Below are 17,396 nucleotides of genomic sequence, written 5' to 3'. Positions count from 1 at the left end.
GAATAAAAATGTTCGGAAAACTTACACTGGATGCAGTCCCATACCATGAACCCATTATCATGGTTACGGTGGCGGCAATTATCGTCGGGGGACTGGCGCTACTTGCGGCTATCACTTACTTCGGTAAGTGGGAATATTTATGGAAAGAGTGGCTCACCTCGGTTGACCACAAACGCCTTGGCGTAATGTACGTTATCGTGGCTATCGTCATGCTGCTGCGCGGCTTTGCCGACGCCATCATGATGCGTAGCCAGCAGGCGCTGGCCTCCGCCGGCGAAGCGGGCTTCCTGCCGCCACATCACTACGATCAGGTCTTTACCGCCCACGGCGTTATCATGATCTTCTTCGTGGCGATGCCATTTGTTATCGGCCTGATGAACCTGGTTGTGCCGTTACAGATTGGCGCCCGTGACGTCGCCTTCCCATTCCTGAACAACCTGAGCTTCTGGTTCACCGTTGTCGGCGTGGTGCTGGTTAACCTTTCTCTTGGGGTGGGCGAATTCGCTCAGACCGGTTGGGTTGCCTATCCGCCGCTGTCGGGAATTGAGTACAGTCCGGGGGTCGGGGTCGACTACTGGATCTGGGCGCTGCAGCTCTCCGGTATTGGTACGACGCTTACGGGTATTAACTTCTTCGTGACTATCCTGAATATGCGTACCCCCGGCATGACGATGTTCAAAATGCCGGTGTTTACCTGGGCTTCGCTGTGTACTAACGTACTGATTATCGCCGCGTTCCCAATCTTCACCGTGACCGTCGCGCTGTTAACGCTTGACCGCTACCTTGGCACCCATTTCTTTACTAACGATATGGGTGGCAACATGATGATGTATATCAACCTCATCTGGGCGTGGGGCCACCCGGAAGTGTATATCCTGGTGCTGCCGGTGTTCGGCGTGTTCTCGGAAGTGGTTGCGACCTTCTCCAAAAAGCGTCTGTTCGGCTACACCTCTTTGGTGTGGGCGACCATCGCCATTACCGTACTGTCGTTCATCGTTTGGCTGCACCACTTCTTCACCATGGGCAGCGGCGCGAACGTCAACGCCTTCTTCGGTATCGCCACCATGATTATCGCCATCCCGACCGGGGTGAAGATCTTCAACTGGCTGTTTACCATGTATCAGGGCCGCATCGAGTTCAACTCGGCAATGCTGTGGACCATTGGCTTCATCGTCACCTTCTCTATTGGCGGCATGACCGGTGTTCTGCTGGCGGTGCCGGGCGCTGACTTCGTGCTGCACAACAGCCTGTTCCTGATTGCCCACTTCCATAACGTTATTATCGGTGGTGTGGTGTTCGGTTGCTTCGCGGGGCCTGACCTACTGGTGGCCGAAAGCCTTTGGCTTCACCCTGAACGAAACCTGGGGCAAACGCGCCTTCTGGTTCTGGATAATCGGCTTCTTCGTCGCCTTTATGCCGCTGTACGTGCTGGGCTTCATGGGCATGACCCGTCGCCTGAGCCAGCAGATCGATCCGCAGTTCCACCCGCTGCTGATGGTTGCAGCAGGCGGCGCGGCGCTGATTGCCTGCGGCATTCTCTGCCAGCTGATTCAGTTCTACGTCTCTATTCGCGACCGCGAACAGAACCGCGACCTGACCGGTGACCCATGGGGCGGCCGTACGCTGGAGTGGTCTACTTCCTCTCCGCCTCCGTTCTACAACTTCGCCCATCTGCCACTCGTCAACGAGCGTGATGCGTTCTGGGTGATGAAAGAGAAAGGCGAAGCGTACCAGCAGCCGACCCATTACGAAGAAATTCATATGCCGCGTAACAGCGCTGCGGGCATCATTATCGCCGCGTTCGCCACGGTATTTGGTTTCGCGATGATCTGGCACATCTGGTGGATGGCGATCCTGGGCTTTGCCGGCATGATCGTTACCTGGATTGCGAAAAGCTTCGACGAAGACGTGGATTACTACGTTCCGGTTGCGGAAGTCGAAAAACTGGAAAACCAGCATTTCGATGAAATTACCAAAGCAGGGCTGAAAAATGTCAACTGAGACTCTCCATCACGCAAACGCCCCTGTCGCAGAGCACGGGCACCACGATGCAGGAACCAATAAGGTCTTTGGTTTCTGGATCTACCTGATGAGCGACTGCATTCTGTTCTGTTGCTTGTTTGCTACCTATGCCGTTCTGGTGAACGGCACCGCGGGCGGACCTGCAGGGAAAGACATTTTCGAACTGCCGTTTGTGCTGGTTGAAACTGCCCTGCTGTTGTTCAGCTCCATCACCTACGGCATGGCGATTATCGCCATGAACAAAGGCAACAAAAGCCAGGTTATCTCCTGGCTGGCGCTGACCTTCCTGTTCGGTGCGGGCTTCGTGGGCATGGAAATCTATGAATTCCATCACCTGATTAACGAAGGCTTCGGCCCGGATCGCAGCGGCTTCCTGTCAGGGTTCTTTGCGCTGGTAGGCACCCACGGTCTGCACGTGACCTCCGGTCTGGTGTGGATGGCGTTCATGATGATTCACGTTGCGCGTCGCGGTCTGACCAACACTAACCGCGCTCGCCTGATGTGCCTGAGCCTGTTCTGGCACTTCCTGGACGTGGTGTGGATTTGTGTATTCTCGGTAGTGTATCTGATGGGGGCAATGTAATGAGTCATTCAACTGAACACAGCGGCGCCCACCACGGTAGCGTAAAAACCTATATGACAGGTTTTATCCTGTCTATCATCCTGACGGCGATCCCGTTCTGGATGGTAATGTCAGGTACCGCCTCCCACGCCACCCTTCTCGGCGTGGTGCTGGTTACCGCAGTAGTACAGATTCTGGTGCATCTCGTGTGCTTCCTGCATCTGAGCACCTCGTCGAGTGAGCGTTGGAACCTGGTGGCCTTTGCCTTTACGGTGCTGATTATTGCCATTCTGGTGGTCGGCTCGATCTGGATTATGTGGAACCTCAACCAGAACATGATGGTTCACTAAGAGCGACGTGTATGATTAAGCAATACCTGCAAGTAACGAAACCAGGAATTATTTTCGGTAATTTAATTTCTGTCATTGGGGGATTTTTACTGGCCTCGAAGGGCAGTATTGATTATCCCCTGTTTCTCTTCACCCTCGTTGGGGTGTCGCTGGTGGTGGCATCAGGTTGTGTTTATAACAACTTCATCGACCGCGATATCGACCGCAAGATGGAGAGAACCAGAAATCGGGTGCTGGTAAAGGGCCTGATTTCACCGAAAACCTCGCTGGTCTACGCCACCTTGCTGGGTATTGCTGGCTTCATGATGCTGTGGTTTGGCGCGAATCCGCTGGCCATGTGGCTTGGCGTGATGGGCTTTGTGGTTTACGTAGGGGTTTATAGCCTCTATATGAAGCGTAAGTCCGTTTACGGCACGCTGATTGGCAGCCTTTCCGGCGCGGCGCCGCCGGTGATTGGCTACTGTGCCGTAGCCAACGAGTTCGATACCGGCGCCCTGATCCTGCTGGCTATCTTTAGCCTGTGGCAGATGCCGCACTCCTATGCGATTGCCATCTTCCGCTTTAAAGATTATCAGGCGGCTAACATTCCGGTTCTGCCGGTGGTTAAAGGGATCTCGGTCGCGAAAAACCATATCACGCTGTATATCATCGCTTTCGCCGTCGCAACGCTGATGCTTACCTTAGGCGGATACGCCGGGTACAAATACCTGGTTGTGGCCGCAGCGGTAAGCGTCTGGTGGCTGGGCATGGCCCTGCGGGGTTATAAAGTGGAAGATGATAAGGTCTGGGCGCGCAAGCTGTTCGTCTTTTCCATCGTCGCCATTACCTCGCTTTCGGTGATGATGTCCGTCGACTTTATGGTGCCGGATTCACATAATCTGCTGACTTACGTCTGGTAAGCAATGAACCGCATAAAAGGGCACTTCGGTGCCCTTTTTTATTAGTATCATCAAGAGTTCCGCACTGTAATATCTGTTAAATAACTAGAGATTTACCCTCCTCCGCCTACGCACTACACTATGTCCGGTTTTTCATCTGAGGTGGTAATGAACGATTACAAAATGACGCCCGTCGAGCTACGTGCGACGTGGGGTTTAGGCACGGTATTTTCACTACGCATGCTCGGCATGTTTATGGTGCTGCCGGTACTTACCACCTATGGAATGGCGTTGCAGGGCGCAAGCGAAGCGCTAATCGGACTGGCGATCGGCATTTACGGCCTGGCGCAGGCGGTCTTCCAGATCCCCTTTGGCCTGCTCTCTGACCGTATTGGCCGCAAACCGCTTATCGTCGGCGGATTGCTGATATTCGTGCTCGGCAGCGTTATCGCCGCGCTTTCAGGCTCTATCTGGGGCATTATTCTTGGCCGCGCGCTGCAGGGCTCAGGCGCCATTGCCGCCGCCGTCATGGCGCTGCTTTCCGACCTCACCCGCGAGCAAAACCGAACCAAAGCGATGGCCTTTATCGGCGTCAGCTTCGGCATCACCTTCGCCATCGCCATGGTGCTCGGCCCGATTATTACCCACTCTCTCGGCCTGAACGCCCTGTTCTGGATGATTGCCATTCTGGCCGCCGGCGGCATTTTGATCACCCTTTGGGTGGTGCCGAATACTGAAAACCACGTTCTGAACCGCGAGTCCGGCATGGTGAAGGGCTGCTTTAGCAAGGTCCTCGCCGAGCCTAAGCTGCTGAAGCTTAACTTCGGCATTCTGTGCCTGCACGTGATGCTGATGTCCACCTTCGTCGCCCTGCCCGGTCAGCTTGAACAGGCGGGCTTCCCGGCCGCGCAGCACTGGAAGGTCTATCTGTGCACCATGCTTATTTCCTTCGTCTCCGTGGTGCCTTTCATCATCTACGCCGAGGTAAAACGCCGCATGAAGCGGGTATTTGTCGGCTGCGTAGCGCTGCTGCTGATCGCTGAGATTGTGCTGTGGGGCTCCGGCCCGCATTTCTGGGAGCTGGTGATAGGGGTGCAGCTGTTCTTCCTCGCCTTCAACCTGATGGAAGCGATTCTGCCTTCGCTTATCAGCAAAGAATCTCCGGCCGGTTATAAAGGCACCGCGATGGGGATCTACTCTACCAGCCAGTTTATCGGCGTGGCGATCGGCGGCTCTCTGGGCGGCTGGATAGACGGGCTGTTTGATTCGCAAACCGTATTTTTAGCCAGCGCGCTGCTGGCGATGGTCTGGCTGCTGGTGAGTTCGACGATGAAAGAGCCGCCTTATGTGACCAGCCTGCGCATTGTGCTGCCGGAAAATGCGGCAAATGACGTAGAGCTTAAGACAAGGCTGCTGGCGCACCAGGGCGTGAGCGATGCGAACATCATTACGCAGGAGCGTAGCGCCTACGTGAAGATCGACAGCAAGCTGACGAATCGCTTTGAGATTGAACAGCTGGTGAAAGGAACGCCGTAGTGGCGGGCGACGCGGCGCTCATCCGCCCTGGATTAAAAACCCAGGGTGGATGAGCGCTGAACGCCATCCACCGAAGATCAGTCGCGGAAGTTTTTAAACTGGAACGGCTGTCCCAGCTCGCCGCCGCGAACCAGCGCCATGGCGGACTGTAAATCGTCACGGGATTTGCCGGTCACGCGCAGCTCTTCACCCTGAATCTGCACCTGAACCTTAATCTTGCTGTCTTTAATCAGCTTGACGATTTTCTTGGCGATCGCAGATTCAATGCCCTGCTTTAGCTTAGCTTCCACGCTCCAGGTTTTACCGCTGTGCACGAAATCTTCCGGCACATCGATTGAAGCGCCTTCGATGCCGCGCTTGAGCAGTTTGGCACGCAGAATATCCAGCAGCTGGTTAACCTGGAAGTCAGACTCGCTGGCGACCTTAATGGACTGATTTTTTTCATTCAGTTCAAAAGTCGCCGGCACGTTGCGGAAGTCAAAACGGGTAGCGACCTCGCGCTCCGCGTTTTCGATGGCGTTACGCACTTCCTGGATATCAATTTCAGACACGATGTCAAAAGATGGCATATTTTCTTCTCCCTCTCTTTTTGTTGCGTTGCATAATACCCGCTGGGCCGCGCAAAACAACCCGTTAAAGCACGAGAGAGCCCTATATAATATAGATTAAGCAAAAACATCTGCGCGGTTTGCGGATGGGGAGGCAAAATGAAAATCACCGTACTGGGTTGCGGTGCGCTGGGCCAACTCTGGCTGGCATCACTTTATAAGCAGGGACATGAGGTCCAGGGCTGGCTGCGGGTTCCTCAACCTTTCTGCCCTGTCAATCTGGTGGACGTGGACGGCAGCATCTTTAATGAAACGCTGATGGCTAACGATCCCGACTTTCTCGCCGACAGCGATCTGCTGCTGGTCACGCTCAAGGCCTGGCAGGTTTCCGGGGCCGTCAAAACCCTGGCCGCATCCCTGCCGGCCTCCAGCCCGATCCTGCTGCTGCATAACGGCATGGGCACGCTCGATGAGCTCAGGGCGCTTCGCCAGCCCGTGTTGCTGGGCGTGACGACGCATGCCGCGAAGCGCGACGGCAACGTTATCATTCATGTCGCCAACGGCACCACGCATATAGGGCCGGGCAACGCCGCAGGCGGTGATTTCAGCCGCCTCGCCGATACGCTGCACCAGGCCCTTCCCGACGTGGCCTGGCATAACTTTATCCTTCCCGCAGTGTGGAAGAAGCTTGCGGTTAACTGCGTTATCAACCCGCTTACGGCGCTCTATGACTGCCCTAACGGCGAATTAAAAAATCATCACGATGAGGTGATGAGCATCTGTAACGAAGTGGCGCAGGTCATGGAGCGCGACGGTCACCACACCTCGCCTGAAAGCCTGCTCTACTATATCGAACAGGTTATCGACAGCACCGCGGCGAATATTTCGTCGATGCTGCAGGATGTACGCGTACAGCGTCACACCGAAATTGACTATATCACCGGCTATTTACTGCAGCGCGCGCGGGCCCACGGCCTTGCCCTGCCGGTCAACAGCCGCCTGTATGAGCTGATTAAGCGTAAGGAGAATGAATATGAGCGCTCGAGCCCTGGTCTGTCTGGCACCTGGAAGTGAGGAGACGGAGGCCGTCACCACTATCGATTTACTGGTGCGCGGCGGCATTAGCGTCACGACGGCAAGCGTCGCCAGCAGCGGCGATCTCACCATTACCTGCTCGCGCGGCGTAAAGCTGGTCGCCGATGCGCCGCTGGTGGAAGTGGCCGACGGGGATTTCGACATCATCGTATTGCCCGGCGGCTTAAAAGGCGCGGAATGCTTTCGCGACAGCCCGCTGCTGGTAGAGACCGTGCGTCAGTTCCATCTGTCCGGACGCATTGTGGCGGCCATTTGCGCAGCGGCCGGAACGGTTCTGGTTCCGCACGAGATTTTCCCCATCGGCAATATGACCGGTTTCCCGGGACTAAAAGAGACGATCCCGGCAGAGCAATGGCAGGATAAACGCGTGGTCTGGGACCCGCGAGTCAACCTGCTGACCAGCCAGGGGCCCGGCACGGCGATTGATTTCGGCCTGAAGATTATTGATTTGCTGGTTGGCCGCGAAAAGGCGCACGAGGTGTCGCAGCAGCTGGTGATGGCCGCCGGCATTTACAGCTACAGGGATTATTGAGTTATAACCCTCCCCCTTTCAGGGAGAGGGTTAACAATTAAGCGCGGTAAACCTTCACGTTGTTAAAGCCCTGCTCTCGCAGATACAGCGCCTGCAGGCGGCTCATAACGCCGCGCTCGCACCACAGCAGGTAGGTTTTGCTCTGGTCGAGATCGCCAAACTTCGTGCTCAGCTTGTAGAACGGCAGCGAAGCTACCTCTACGCCTTCGCCCTGGAAAGGTTTCTCTTCCTGCTCATCGATAGAACGGATATCCAGCAGCACGTCGTTCGGACCGAAGGCGGCCACCGTTTCCACTTCCGTCACCACCTCTTTGGTCTGGGTGGCGATATCGCGGATATCGATGTTCGTTGCCTCTTCGACCACCTTATCGAGAATCGAGAAATCGAAGTGGGCTTCTTCCGCTTCAATCTTCGCCTTCACCGCTTTTACGGTCGGGCTTTTCGAGATCACGCCGCAGTACTCCGGCATGGTGCGGGCAAAGTCAGCGGTGCCGATTTCACGCGCCAGATCGATGATGTGCTCTTTATCGTGAGAGATAAGCGGGCGCAGAATCAGCGTATCGGAAACGTTGTCGATCAGACGCAGGTTGGTCAGCGTCTGGCTGGAAACCTGGCCCAGCGCTTCGCCGGTAACCAATGCCTGCACGCCATAACGCTCTGCAACTTTTGATGCCGCGCGTACGAACATGCGCTTGAGCACCACGCCCATCTGGCCGTCCTCGACCTTCTCAAGGATTTCGCCGACCACCGGCTCGAAGTTAATCGCCACAAAGCGCACGCGGTGGGAGCTGCCGAAGCGGTTCCACAGATAGTGCGCAACCTGCTTCACGCCGATTTCGTGCGCGGCGCCGCCAAGGTTAAAGAAGCAGTAGTGCACGCGGCAGCCGCGACGCATCAGCATATAGCTTGAAACGCCGGAGTCGAAACCGCCGGAAATCAGCGACAGCACGTCTTCCTGAGTACCAATAGGAAAACCGCCGATGCCTTCATAGCGGCCTTTCACCAGCAGCAGGCGATCGTTTTCGATTTCCAGATTCACCGTCACGTCCGGGTGGGTGAGTTTCACGCGCGCGGATTCGATATGCTGGTTCAGACCGCCGCCGACATAGCGCTCGACGTCAATGGAGCTAAACTCATGCTTGCCGCGACGTTTAACGCGCACGCAGAAGGTCTTGCCTTCCAGCTGTTCGCGATAAAGCTCCAGCGCCTGCTCGAAGATGTTGTGCATATCGGTAAAGGGCACATCTTCGACTTCAAGGATATGATGAATGCCGGGAATACGGGTCAAGGCCTCGCGAATGGCGATGCGCTGGTTTTCGTCTTTGGCACGAACTTCGATATTGTCCCAATGGCGGACTACCGCCAGGTCTTCATCGTAGTGTTTTAAAACGTTACGAATGTTCCCGGTGAGCATTTTAATAAAGCGTATGCGCACAGATTGACTCTTGATGGTGATTTCCGGGAACAATTTAATGATAAACTTCATGGCGCTCATGATTTGTTGGTGAGCCATGCATGCGTTGAATCATGCGGGCTGAAAGACTTAAAGAATTGCACAGGCGCACAGGCCTTGCATCCGAGGCGCGAAAGTATATCACTAACAGCTTGCCATAGCGTTACACAATTGAGTCCGCTACCATGGCAACGTCGCACAATATTAGAGTCAGACATTCACTATGCCGAAAAAAACCGAAGTCCCCGTAAGCTTTGAGACCGCGCTTGTGGAGCTTGAGCAGATTGTCACTCGTCTGGAAAGTGGTGAACTGCCGCTGGAAGAGGCGTTAAACGAATTTGAACGCGGTGTGCAGCTGGCTCGTCAGGGCCAGGTGAAGCTGCAGCAGGCCGAACAGCGAGTCCAGATCCTGCTGAGCGAAAACGAAGACGCGCCCCTTACGCCTTTCACGCCGGACGCCGAGTAAACATGGATTTAAATCAAGATCTCCAGGCTCACGCCGAGAGGGCTAACGACGCCCTGCTGCGCTTTTTATCCCCGCTGCCGTTTCAGAACACTCCTCTGGTTGAGGCGATGCACTACGGCGCACTATTAGGGGGTAAACGCCTTCGTCCTTTCCTGGTTTACGCCACCGGCGAGATGTTCGGCGTAGCGCAAGAGGCGCTGGACGCTCCGGCCGCGGCGGTAGAGTGCATCCACGCCTACTCTTTGATTCATGACGATCTGCCGGCAATGGACGACGACGACCTGCGGCGCGGGCAGCCGACCTGCCATATTAAATTTGGCGAAGCCTGCGCAATTCTGGCAGGAGACGCCCTGCAAACGCTGGCGTTCTCTATACTCAGTGAAGCCCCGATGCCCGGTGTGGAAATAGCCGACCGTCTGGCAATGGTCAAAGAGTTAGCCACCGCCAGCGGCGTTGCGGGCATGTGCGGCGGCCAGGCGCTGGATCTGGCGGCGGAGGGCTCACGGGCCACTCTCGAAGAGCTTGAGAAAATTCATCGCCATAAAACCGGCGCTCTGATTCGCGCCGCCGTTCGCCTTGGCGCCTTAAGCGCAGGCGACGCCGGGCGCAAAAACCTGCCGCTGCTTGACCGCTATGCCGAGTGCATCGGCCTCGCGTTCCAGGTGCAGGACGATATTCTCGACGTGATTGGCGACACCGCGACGCTGGGCAAGCGTCAGGGCGCCGATCAACAGCTGGGTAAAAGCACTTACCCGGCGCTGCTTGGCCTGGAAAACGCCAGGGCCAAAGCGTGGGATCTCTACCAGGATTCTCTCCGTGCGCTGGAAGGTCTTGCGAGCCAGTCGTTAAATACAACGGCACTGGAAGCGTTAGCGAGCTATATCATCCAGCGTGATAAATAACTTATAACACCACGACGAGTTTCTAATTTAATGAGCTTTGATATTGCCAAATACCCGACCCTGGCGCTGGTGGACTCAACGAATGAGCTTCGTCTGCTGCCAAAAGAAAGCTTGCCGAAGCTGTGTGATGAGCTGCGTCGCTATCTGCTTGACAGCGTAAGCCGCTCCAGCGGGCATTTTGCCTCCGGGCTTGGCACGGTAGAGCTGACCGTGGCGCTGCACTATGTCTATAACACGCCTTTCGATCGGTTGATTTGGGACGTTGGCCATCAGGCCTACCCGCATAAAATTCTGACCGGCCGTCGCGACCAGATTGGCACCATCCGCCAGAAAGACGGCCTGCACCCCTTCCCGTGGCGCGCGGAAAGCGAATACGATGTATTAAGCGTCGGCCACTCGTCGACCTCGATCAGCGCGGGAATCGGCATCGCCGTGGCGGCGGGCAAAGAAGGCAAAGACCGCCGCACGGTTTGCGTGATCGGCGACGGCGCGATCACCGCCGGCATGGCCTTTGAAGCCATGAACCACGCCGGGGATATTCGCCCGGATATGCTGGTGGTGTTAAACGACAACGAAATGTCGATCTCCGAAAACGTCGGCGCGCTGAACAACCATCTGGCGCAAATTCTTTCCGGCAAGCTTTACTCCACCCTGCGCGAAGGCGGCAAAAAAGTCTTCTCCGGCGTGCCGCCGATCAAAGAGCTCCTCAAGCGCACCGAAGAGCACATCAAAGGCATGGTGGTGCCGGGCACGCTGTTTGAAGAGCTGGGTTTTAACTATATCGGGCCGGTAGACGGACACGATGTTATTGGGCTTGTGAATACGCTGAAGAATATGCGCGGCCTGAGCGGCCCGCAGTTCCTGCACGTCATGACCAAAAAAGGACGCGGCTACGCGCCTGCGGAAAAAGATCCCATTAGCTTCCATGCGGTGCCGAAGTTTGACCCTAAAAGCGGCACCCTGCCGAAAAGCGCAGGCGGCCTGCCGAGCTATTCAAAAATCTTCGGTAACTGGCTGTGCGAAACCGCAGCGGGCGACGATAAGCTGATGGCGGTGACGCCCGCCATGCGCGAAGGCTCAGGAATGGTGGAGTTTTCACGCCAGTATCCGCAGCAATATTTCGACGTGGCGATCGCCGAACAGCACGCGGTGACCTTTGCCGCAGGCCTTGCTATCGGCGGCTATAAGCCGGTTGTCGCTATCTACTCGACCTTCCTGCAGCGCGCCTACGATCAGGTCATCCACGATGTGGCTATCCAGAAGCTGCCGGTGCTGTTTGCCATCGACCGGGCGGGCATTGTCGGAGCCGACGGGCAAACCCACCAGGGCGCTTTCGATCTCTCCTTCCTGCGCTGCATACCTGACATGGTTATCATGACGCCTAGCGACGAGAACGAGTGCCGCCAGATGCTGCACACCGGCTATCACTACAACGATGGTCCGAGCGCGGTTCGCTACCCGCGCGGCAACGGCACCGGCGTGGAGCTGCAGCCGCTGGCGTGCCTGCCGATTGGTAAAGGCGTGAAAAAGCGTGCCGGCGAGAAAATCGCCCTGCTGAACTTCGGTACTTTGCTCGAAGACGCGGCCAAAGTGGCCGAGTCCCTGAACGCCACCCTCGTTGATATGCGTTTTGTGAAGCCGCTCGACGAAGCGCTGATTCTGGAGCTGGCCGACGGCCACGACATGCTGGTCACCGTTGAAGAAAATGCTGTACAGGGCGGGGCCGGCAGCGGCGTGAACGAAGTGCTGATGGCCAACCGTAGGCGGGTGCCGGTGCTAAATATCGGCCTGCCGGACTTCTTTATCCCGCAGGGCACCCAGGAAGAAGCCCGCGCCGCAATAGGTCTTGATGCCGCAGGTATCGAAGCTAAAATCCGCGCCTGGCTTAACTAAATCCCTCCTGCGCTCCTGCTATGCTTACAGGGTAAACCCTTATAAACATAAGCAGGAGTGGAACCATGCAATACAACATATTGGGAAAAACGGATCTTAAGGTTTCCCGCCTTTGCCTTGGTTGCATGACCTTCGGGGAGCCGGACCTGGGTAAGCATGCCTGGACGCTTCCCGAAGAGAGCAGCCGCCTCATCATTAAGCACGCCATCGATAACGGCATTAATTTCTTTGATACCGCCAACAGCTATTCCGACGGTAGCAGCGAAGAGATTGTCGGACGCGCGCTAAAAGACTTCACGCGCCGCGAAGACGTTGTGATTGCCACTAAGGTCTATCACCAGGTCGGCGACCTGCCGGAAGGCCTTTCGCGCGCGCAGATCCTGCGTTCGATTGACGACAGCCTGCGCCGTCTCGGCACCGATTACGTCGACCTGCTGCAAATCCACCGCTGGGATTACAACACGCCCATTGAAGAAACCCTTGAAGCGCTTAACGACGTGGTGAAAGCGGGTAAAGCACGTTACATCGGCGCATCTTCCATGCACAGCGAGCAGTTTGCCCAGGCGCTGGCGCTGCAGGATCGGCACGGCTGGGCGCGTTTCGTCACCATGCAGGACCATTACAATCTGATTTATCGCGAAGAAGAGCTCGACATGCTGCCGCTGTGCTACCGGGAAGGCGTGGCCGTGATCCCATGGAGCCCGCTGGCGCGCGGCAAGCTGACCCGTCCGTGGGGCGACACCACGGCGCGTTCGGTATCCGATGAGTTTGGCAAAACGCTCTACGAAGGAAGCGCCGGGAACGATGCGATAATCGCCGAACGTCTGGCGAACGTGGCCGCGGACAAAGGCGTTTCGCGCGCTCAGGTTGCGCTGGCCTGGCTGTTAAGCAAGCCGGGGATTGCGGCACCGATTATCGGCACCTCGCGTGAGCAGCAGCTGGACGACCTGCTCGGGGCGGTGGATCTTACCCTGGAACCCGAAGAAATCGCCGAGCTGGAAACGGCCTATAAACCGCATCCGGTGGTGGGATTTAAGTAAAAAAAACGCCCTCGTAAAGAGGGCGTTTTTTACAGCAGGCCAACCGGCCAGTGGTGGCCAATCAGATAGAGGATCCCCGCCGAGATAACCCCGGCGACGATATCATCAATCATTATTCCCATCCCGCCGTGAACGTTGCGGTCAAACCAGCGGATCGGCCACGGCTTCCACATATCGAAGATACGGAAAATCACGAACCCGGCGGCAACCCAGCGCCAGTCGTTGGTCGGCAGCGCCATCAGCGTTATCCACATGCCGATAAACTCGTCCCACACGATGCTGCCGTGGTCATGCACTCCCATATCGCGAGCGGTCTGGTGACAGAGATAAACGCCAAGACAGATGCCGAACATAATGACCAGCGAATAGAGCTGCCATGGCAGGAACGTCATCAGATACCAAAACGGGATGGCCGCAAGCGATCCCATAGTGCCCGGTACGACCGGGCTTAGTCCGCTGCCGAAACCGGTAGCCAGCAGGTGCCACGGATTCAGCAGGTTCAGGCGGCTTTTCGCCACGTCTTTAGTGCGACGCAAAGTGGTCATATCCTTTTAAATCCACGCTGACAGGTTTGCCCTCGTCCAGGAACTGCAGCCCTTCGGAAGCCGGGGCTACCTGGCCTATGCAGGTAAAAGGCACGCCCAGATTGCCGATCGCCACCTCCAGCGCGCCGCGGTTCAGTTCCGGAACCGTAAAGCAAAGTTCGTAATCTTCGCCGCCGGCAAGCGCCCAGCGCCGGGCCTGCTCAGGCTCGACGTTATCGCGGATCGCATCGGAATACGGCAGCGAGTCGAGCATGATCCTCGCGCCGCAGTCGCTGGCCTTTAGTATATGACCAAGATCGGAAATCAGGCCGTCGGAGAGATCGATGGCGCTGCTTGCCAGATCGCGCAGCGCCTGGCCGTGCAGCACGCGCGGTTTTGGCCGCAGGTGGCGCTTCATAAGATAGTCCGCCTGCTGAGCGTCCGCCACGCGCAGACGGTGCTGCAGAATTGCCAGACCGGCCTCGCTGTCGCCGGGCGTGCCGGTGACGTAGATCCAGTCGCCAGCACGTGCGCCGCTTCGTTTAAGCGCGCGCCCCGCGGGCACCAGACCGTGAATACCCAGCGTCAGAGAAAGCGGGCCGCGAGTGGTATCGCCGCCAATCAGCTGCATATCGTAGTAATCAAGCTGTTCAAACAGGCTGTCGCTAAAGGCTTCAAGCCAGCGCTCATCGACTTCCGGGAGGGTAATGGCGAGGGTCAGCCAGGCAGGATCGGCGCCCATCGCCGCCAGATCGCTTAAGTTGACGGCCAGCGCTTTGTAGCCCAGATCGCGCGGATCGATATCCGGCAGGAAGTGAATACCCGAGACCAGCGTATCGGTGCTGATCGCCAGCAGCTGTTTTTCCGCGACGCTCAGCAACGCGCAGTCGTCGCCAATTCCGGTTTCAACATCACGACGGGTACTTCTTACGCGATCAAAATAACGGGCAATCAGGGAAAACTCACCGTATGCCATACGTTATGCCTCTGAAATTTATAAAAACGAAGGCCGGATTAACCGGCCTGAAGAGATTATTTTCTGTGGGGACGGATTTGCGGCGCGGCTTTATCGAGCACACCGTTGACGAACTTATGGCTGTCTTCGGCGCCGAAGGTTTTCGCCAGTTCGATGGCTTCGTTAATGGCCACTTTATAGGGCACGTCATCACGTTTTGACAGTTCAAACAGCGCGATGCGCAGAACCGCTTTTTCTACCTGGCCCAGCTCTTCAAGCTGGCGTGACAGGTAAGGCTTCATCAGCCCATCCAGATACGCGCTGTTAGTAGCCACCCCGCTCAGCAGTTCGCGGAAGTAGTTAACGTCAACGTCTTTGACGTCCTGTTCCGCCAGGAACTGGTATTCGACATCAGAGATGTCATTGCGAGATAACTGCCAGGAGTAAAGCGCCTGAACGGCACACTCACGGGCACGGCGACGAGCAGCAGGTTTCACAGATTTCCCCTTACAAAAAATCAGGCCTTGATGGCTTTCAATACATTAATCATTTCAAGCGCGGTCAGTGCGGCTTCCGCACCTTTGTTACCGGCTTTTGTGCCAGCGCGTTCGATGGCTTGTTCAATACTTTCGGTGGTCAGCACGCCGAAGGCAACCGGGATACCCGTTTCCTGCGCAACGTGAGCCAGGCCGTTGCTGGCGCCGCCGGCAACGTATTCGAAGTGGGCAGTGCCGCCGCGAATAACCGTACCCAGCGCGATCACCGCGTCATAACGCTTGGTTTTCGCCAGGGCGTCGGCGGCCCAGCGGCAGCTCGTAAGCGCCCGGAACCCAAACCACGGTGATGTTTTCGTCTTTGACCTGGCCAATACGTTTCAGGGCGTCGATAGCGCCGTCCAGCAGGCTGTCATTGATGAAGTTGTTAAAACGCGCGATGGTGATGGCGACGCGAGCGTCTGGAGTAGCAACGGCTGCTTCAATAATGTTCATAATCTTCCTTTACGGGTTCTGTTTAGCCCCGCAGGGGGGCGGATTTTATCATAATCTTTTGGCGACTGCTTACGTTTTGACGGTGCTAATAACGCGGCGTCAAATGCAGGCACAAATCCGGGCCGACGTGGCGAACTTCGCTAAACCTAAACTCAGGCGCATCGGCTAATTTATCAAGGCCCGGCAAATGGCACAGGCCTCGCGCATCGCTTCCTAAAAGTTTAGGGGCGAGGTAAACAATCAGCTCGTCGACCAGCCCCGCCTGCAGCAGCGCGCCGCCGAGCGTTGCGCCCGCCTCCACCCACACGGAGTTTATCTGACGTTTGCCGAGCAGCATCATCATTACCACCAGGTCGAGGCGGCCGTTATGCTGCGGCACGATAAATTGCTCAACGCCTTCCGGCCAGGCCTGTTCGTCCACCGCGCAGCGCGCAAGCCAGGTTTCCCCCGGCTGGGCGATAATTTTATGCCGCGGCGTCACGCGGTTTTGGCTGTCGATAACGATCCTCGTCGGCTGGCGCAGATCCTCAGCGGCGTAAACGTCCTGCGTGGCGCCATCAAGCTCATTCCAGCGCACCGTCAGCGACGGATCGTCCGCCAGCACGGTGGCGCTGCTGCTCAGGATCGCCGCGCTTTGCGCACGCAGGCGCTGCACGTCGCGGCGGGACTGCGGCGAAGTAATCCACTGGCTTTCGCCGCTGGCCATCGCCGTGCGGCCATCCAGCGAAGCGCCCAGCTTAAGCTGGATATAGGGAAAGCCGGTACGCATCCGTTTAAGGAAGCCGCGATTAAGGGCTTCCGCCTCGTTCATCATCAGCCCGTGGCTGACCTCGACTCCGGCCTGCTGCAGGCGATAGAGCCCACGCCCGGCAACCTGCGGATTGGGATCCTGCATCGCCGCCACCACTCGCGTGACGCCTGCGGCGATCAGCGCATCGCAGCACGGCGGCGTGCGTCCGTGATGGCTGCAAGGCTCAAGCGTGACGTATGCCGTCGCGCCGCGCGCGCGTTCGCCCGCCATGCGTAAAGCGTGAACTTCCGCATGGGGCTCGCCCGCGCGAAAGTGAAAGCCCTCGCCAACGATTTCGCCGTCTTTGGCTATCACGCAGCCGACGTTTGGGTTAGGCATGGTGGTGAAACGACCGCGCTTTGCCAGCTGCAGGGCGCGCGCCATAAATTTTTCGTCAAGCGACATCAGTCTAATCCTGTAAGCGGGCGATCTCTTCGCCAAATTCGCGGATATCTTCAAAGCTGCGATAGACGGATGCAAAGCGAATATAGGCTACCTTATCGAGTTTTTTCAGCTGTTCCATCACCAGGTTGCCGATCATTTTGCTCGGCACCTCGCGCTCGCCGGTGCCGCGCAGCTGCGATTTGATGTGGTTGACCGCCATCTCTACGTCATCTGAGCTGACCGGGCGCTTTTCCAGCGCCTTCAGAATACCGCTGCGCAGCTTGTCTTCGTTAAACGGTTCGCGCACGTCGTTGCTTTTTACCACCCTCGGCATAACCAGCTCGGCCACTTCAAAGGTCGTGAAACGTTCATGACAAACCAGGCACTGACGGCGGCGACGCACGGAAGAGCCTTCGCCAACAAGACGGGAGTCGATCACTTTGGTGTCTACGGCAAAACAGAATGGGCAATGCATGG

General features: G+C 56.9%; 17 protein-coding genes and 2 pseudogenes. 11 read left to right on the top strand and 8 right to left on the bottom strand.

Annotated features, from left to right (window positions below):
- Positions 1 to 8 precede the first annotated feature (8 nt).
- The 5 genes and pseudogenes from cyoB (at position 9) to WLO32_RS04800 (ending at position 5,348) form a co-directional block, all read left to right on the top strand.
- Positions 9 to 2,001: pseudogene (gene cyoB, locus WLO32_RS04820) on the top strand (cytochrome o ubiquinol oxidase subunit I).
- Positions 1,991 to 2,605, top strand: coding sequence for a cytochrome o ubiquinol oxidase subunit III (locus tag WLO32_RS04815; RefSeq protein WP_435947374.1), 615 nt, complete (start codon positions 1,991 to 1,993; stop codon positions 2,603 to 2,605). Before cyoB ends, WLO32_RS04815 begins: the two are co-directional and overlap by 11 nt.
- Positions 2,605 to 2,934, top strand: coding sequence for a cytochrome o ubiquinol oxidase subunit IV (locus WLO32_RS04810; RefSeq protein WP_435947373.1), 330 nt, complete (start codon positions 2,605 to 2,607; stop codon positions 2,932 to 2,934). Before WLO32_RS04815 ends, WLO32_RS04810 begins: the two co-directional genes overlap by 1 nt.
- Positions 2,935 to 2,945: 11 nt before the next feature.
- Positions 2,946 to 3,833, top strand: coding sequence for a heme o synthase (gene cyoE, locus WLO32_RS04805; protein WP_121265336.1), 888 nt, complete (start codon positions 2,946 to 2,948; stop codon positions 3,831 to 3,833).
- Between the two features lie 147 nt (positions 3,834 to 3,980).
- Positions 3,981 to 5,348: an MFS transporter gene (locus WLO32_RS04800; protein ID WP_435947372.1), complete on the top strand. Its 1,368-nt coding sequence runs from the start codon at positions 3,981 to 3,983 to the stop codon at positions 5,346 to 5,348.
- 77 nt (positions 5,349 to 5,425) lie between these two features.
- On the opposite strand, the gene WLO32_RS04795 is transcribed toward WLO32_RS04800, so the two are convergent.
- Entirely contained in the window at positions 5,426 to 5,917 is a 492-nt protein-coding gene (locus tag WLO32_RS04795) for a YajQ family cyclic di-GMP-binding protein (RefSeq protein ID WP_435947371.1), read from the bottom strand.
- Between the two features lie 138 nt (positions 5,918 to 6,055).
- On the opposite strand from WLO32_RS04795, the gene panE reads away from it, so the two are divergent.
- A complete protein-coding gene (gene panE / locus WLO32_RS04790) occupies positions 6,056 to 6,970 on the top strand; it encodes a 2-dehydropantoate 2-reductase (protein WP_435947370.1) in 915 nt (304 codons plus the stop codon).
- Positions 6,930 to 7,523, top strand: a complete 594-nt coding sequence (gene yajL / locus WLO32_RS04785) for a protein deglycase YajL (RefSeq protein ID WP_435947369.1) — start codon at positions 6,930 to 6,932, stop codon at positions 7,521 to 7,523. The genes panE and yajL overlap by 41 nt, the downstream gene beginning before the upstream one ends.
- Positions 7,524 to 7,560: 37 nt before the next feature.
- Here yajL and thiI read toward each other — a convergent pair whose 3' ends face one another.
- On the bottom strand, positions 7,561 to 9,009 hold the full coding sequence (thiI, locus tag WLO32_RS04780; protein WP_435948245.1) for a tRNA uracil 4-sulfurtransferase ThiI: 1,449 nt from the start codon (positions 9,007 to 9,009) through the stop codon (positions 7,561 to 7,563).
- 190 nt (positions 9,010 to 9,199) lie between these two features.
- Here thiI and xseB point away from each other — a divergent pair, with 190 nt between their 5' ends.
- The 4 genes from xseB (at position 9,200) to WLO32_RS04760 (ending at position 13,277) form a co-directional block, all read left to right on the top strand.
- A complete protein-coding gene (gene xseB / locus WLO32_RS04775) occupies positions 9,200 to 9,442 on the top strand; it encodes an exodeoxyribonuclease VII small subunit (RefSeq protein WP_435947368.1) in 243 nt (80 codons plus the stop codon).
- Positions 9,443 to 9,444: 2 nt separating this feature from the next.
- Complete coding sequence (gene ispA, locus WLO32_RS04770) at positions 9,445 to 10,344, top strand: (2E,6E)-farnesyl diphosphate synthase (protein ID WP_435947367.1); 900 nt, start codon at positions 9,445 to 9,447, stop codon at positions 10,342 to 10,344.
- A 30-nt stretch (positions 10,345 to 10,374) separates the two neighbouring features.
- Positions 10,375 to 12,237: a 1-deoxy-D-xylulose-5-phosphate synthase gene (gene dxs / locus WLO32_RS04765; RefSeq protein WP_435947365.1), complete on the top strand. Its 1,863-nt coding sequence runs from the start codon at positions 10,375 to 10,377 to the stop codon at positions 12,235 to 12,237.
- A gap of 65 nt (positions 12,238 to 12,302) precedes the next feature.
- Positions 12,303 to 13,277 carry an aldo/keto reductase gene (locus tag WLO32_RS04760; protein WP_435947364.1) on the top strand — a complete coding sequence of 325 codons (975 nt, stop codon included), beginning with the start codon at positions 12,303 to 12,305 and terminating at the stop codon, positions 13,275 to 13,277.
- A 29-nt stretch (positions 13,278 to 13,306) separates the two neighbouring features.
- Here the strand turns inward: WLO32_RS04760 and pgpA are convergent, their stop codons facing one another.
- From pgpA to nrdR, 6 genes and pseudogenes are all read right to left on the bottom strand, one after another.
- Positions 13,307 to 13,822: a phosphatidylglycerophosphatase A gene (pgpA, locus tag WLO32_RS04755; protein ID WP_435947363.1), complete on the bottom strand. Its 516-nt coding sequence runs from the start codon at positions 13,820 to 13,822 to the stop codon at positions 13,307 to 13,309.
- A complete protein-coding gene (gene thiL, locus WLO32_RS04750) occupies positions 13,800 to 14,777 on the bottom strand; it encodes a thiamine-phosphate kinase (protein ID WP_435947362.1) in 978 nt (325 codons plus the stop codon). The genes pgpA and thiL overlap by 23 nt, the downstream gene beginning before the upstream one ends.
- Positions 14,778 to 14,833: 56 nt before the next feature.
- A complete protein-coding gene (nusB, locus tag WLO32_RS04745; RefSeq protein ID WP_121265315.1) occupies positions 14,834 to 15,253 on the bottom strand; it encodes a transcription antitermination factor NusB in 420 nt (139 codons plus the stop codon).
- A gap of 20 nt (positions 15,254 to 15,273) precedes the next feature.
- Positions 15,274 to 15,745: pseudogene (gene ribH, locus WLO32_RS04740) on the bottom strand (6,7-dimethyl-8-ribityllumazine synthase).
- Positions 15,746 to 15,830: 85 nt separating this feature from the next.
- A complete protein-coding gene (gene ribD, locus WLO32_RS04735; protein WP_435947361.1) occupies positions 15,831 to 16,940 on the bottom strand; it encodes a bifunctional diaminohydroxyphosphoribosylaminopyrimidine deaminase/5-amino-6-(5-phosphoribosylamino)uracil reductase RibD in 1,110 nt (369 codons plus the stop codon).
- Positions 16,941 to 16,944: 4 nt separating this feature from the next.
- On the bottom strand, positions 16,945 to 17,394 hold the full coding sequence (gene nrdR / locus WLO32_RS04730; RefSeq protein WP_064516598.1) for a transcriptional regulator NrdR: 450 nt from the start codon (positions 17,392 to 17,394) through the stop codon (positions 16,945 to 16,947).
- Positions 17,395 to 17,396 lie beyond the last annotated feature (2 nt).

The organism is Dryocola mayonis (genome assembly GCF_051307045.1).
In the GTDB taxonomy this organism is placed as follows: Bacteria; Pseudomonadota; Gammaproteobacteria; order Enterobacterales; family Enterobacteriaceae; genus Dryocola.
Note: the sequence above shows the minus strand (reverse complement) of the source record. Positions and strands in the feature narration are given on the sequence as shown.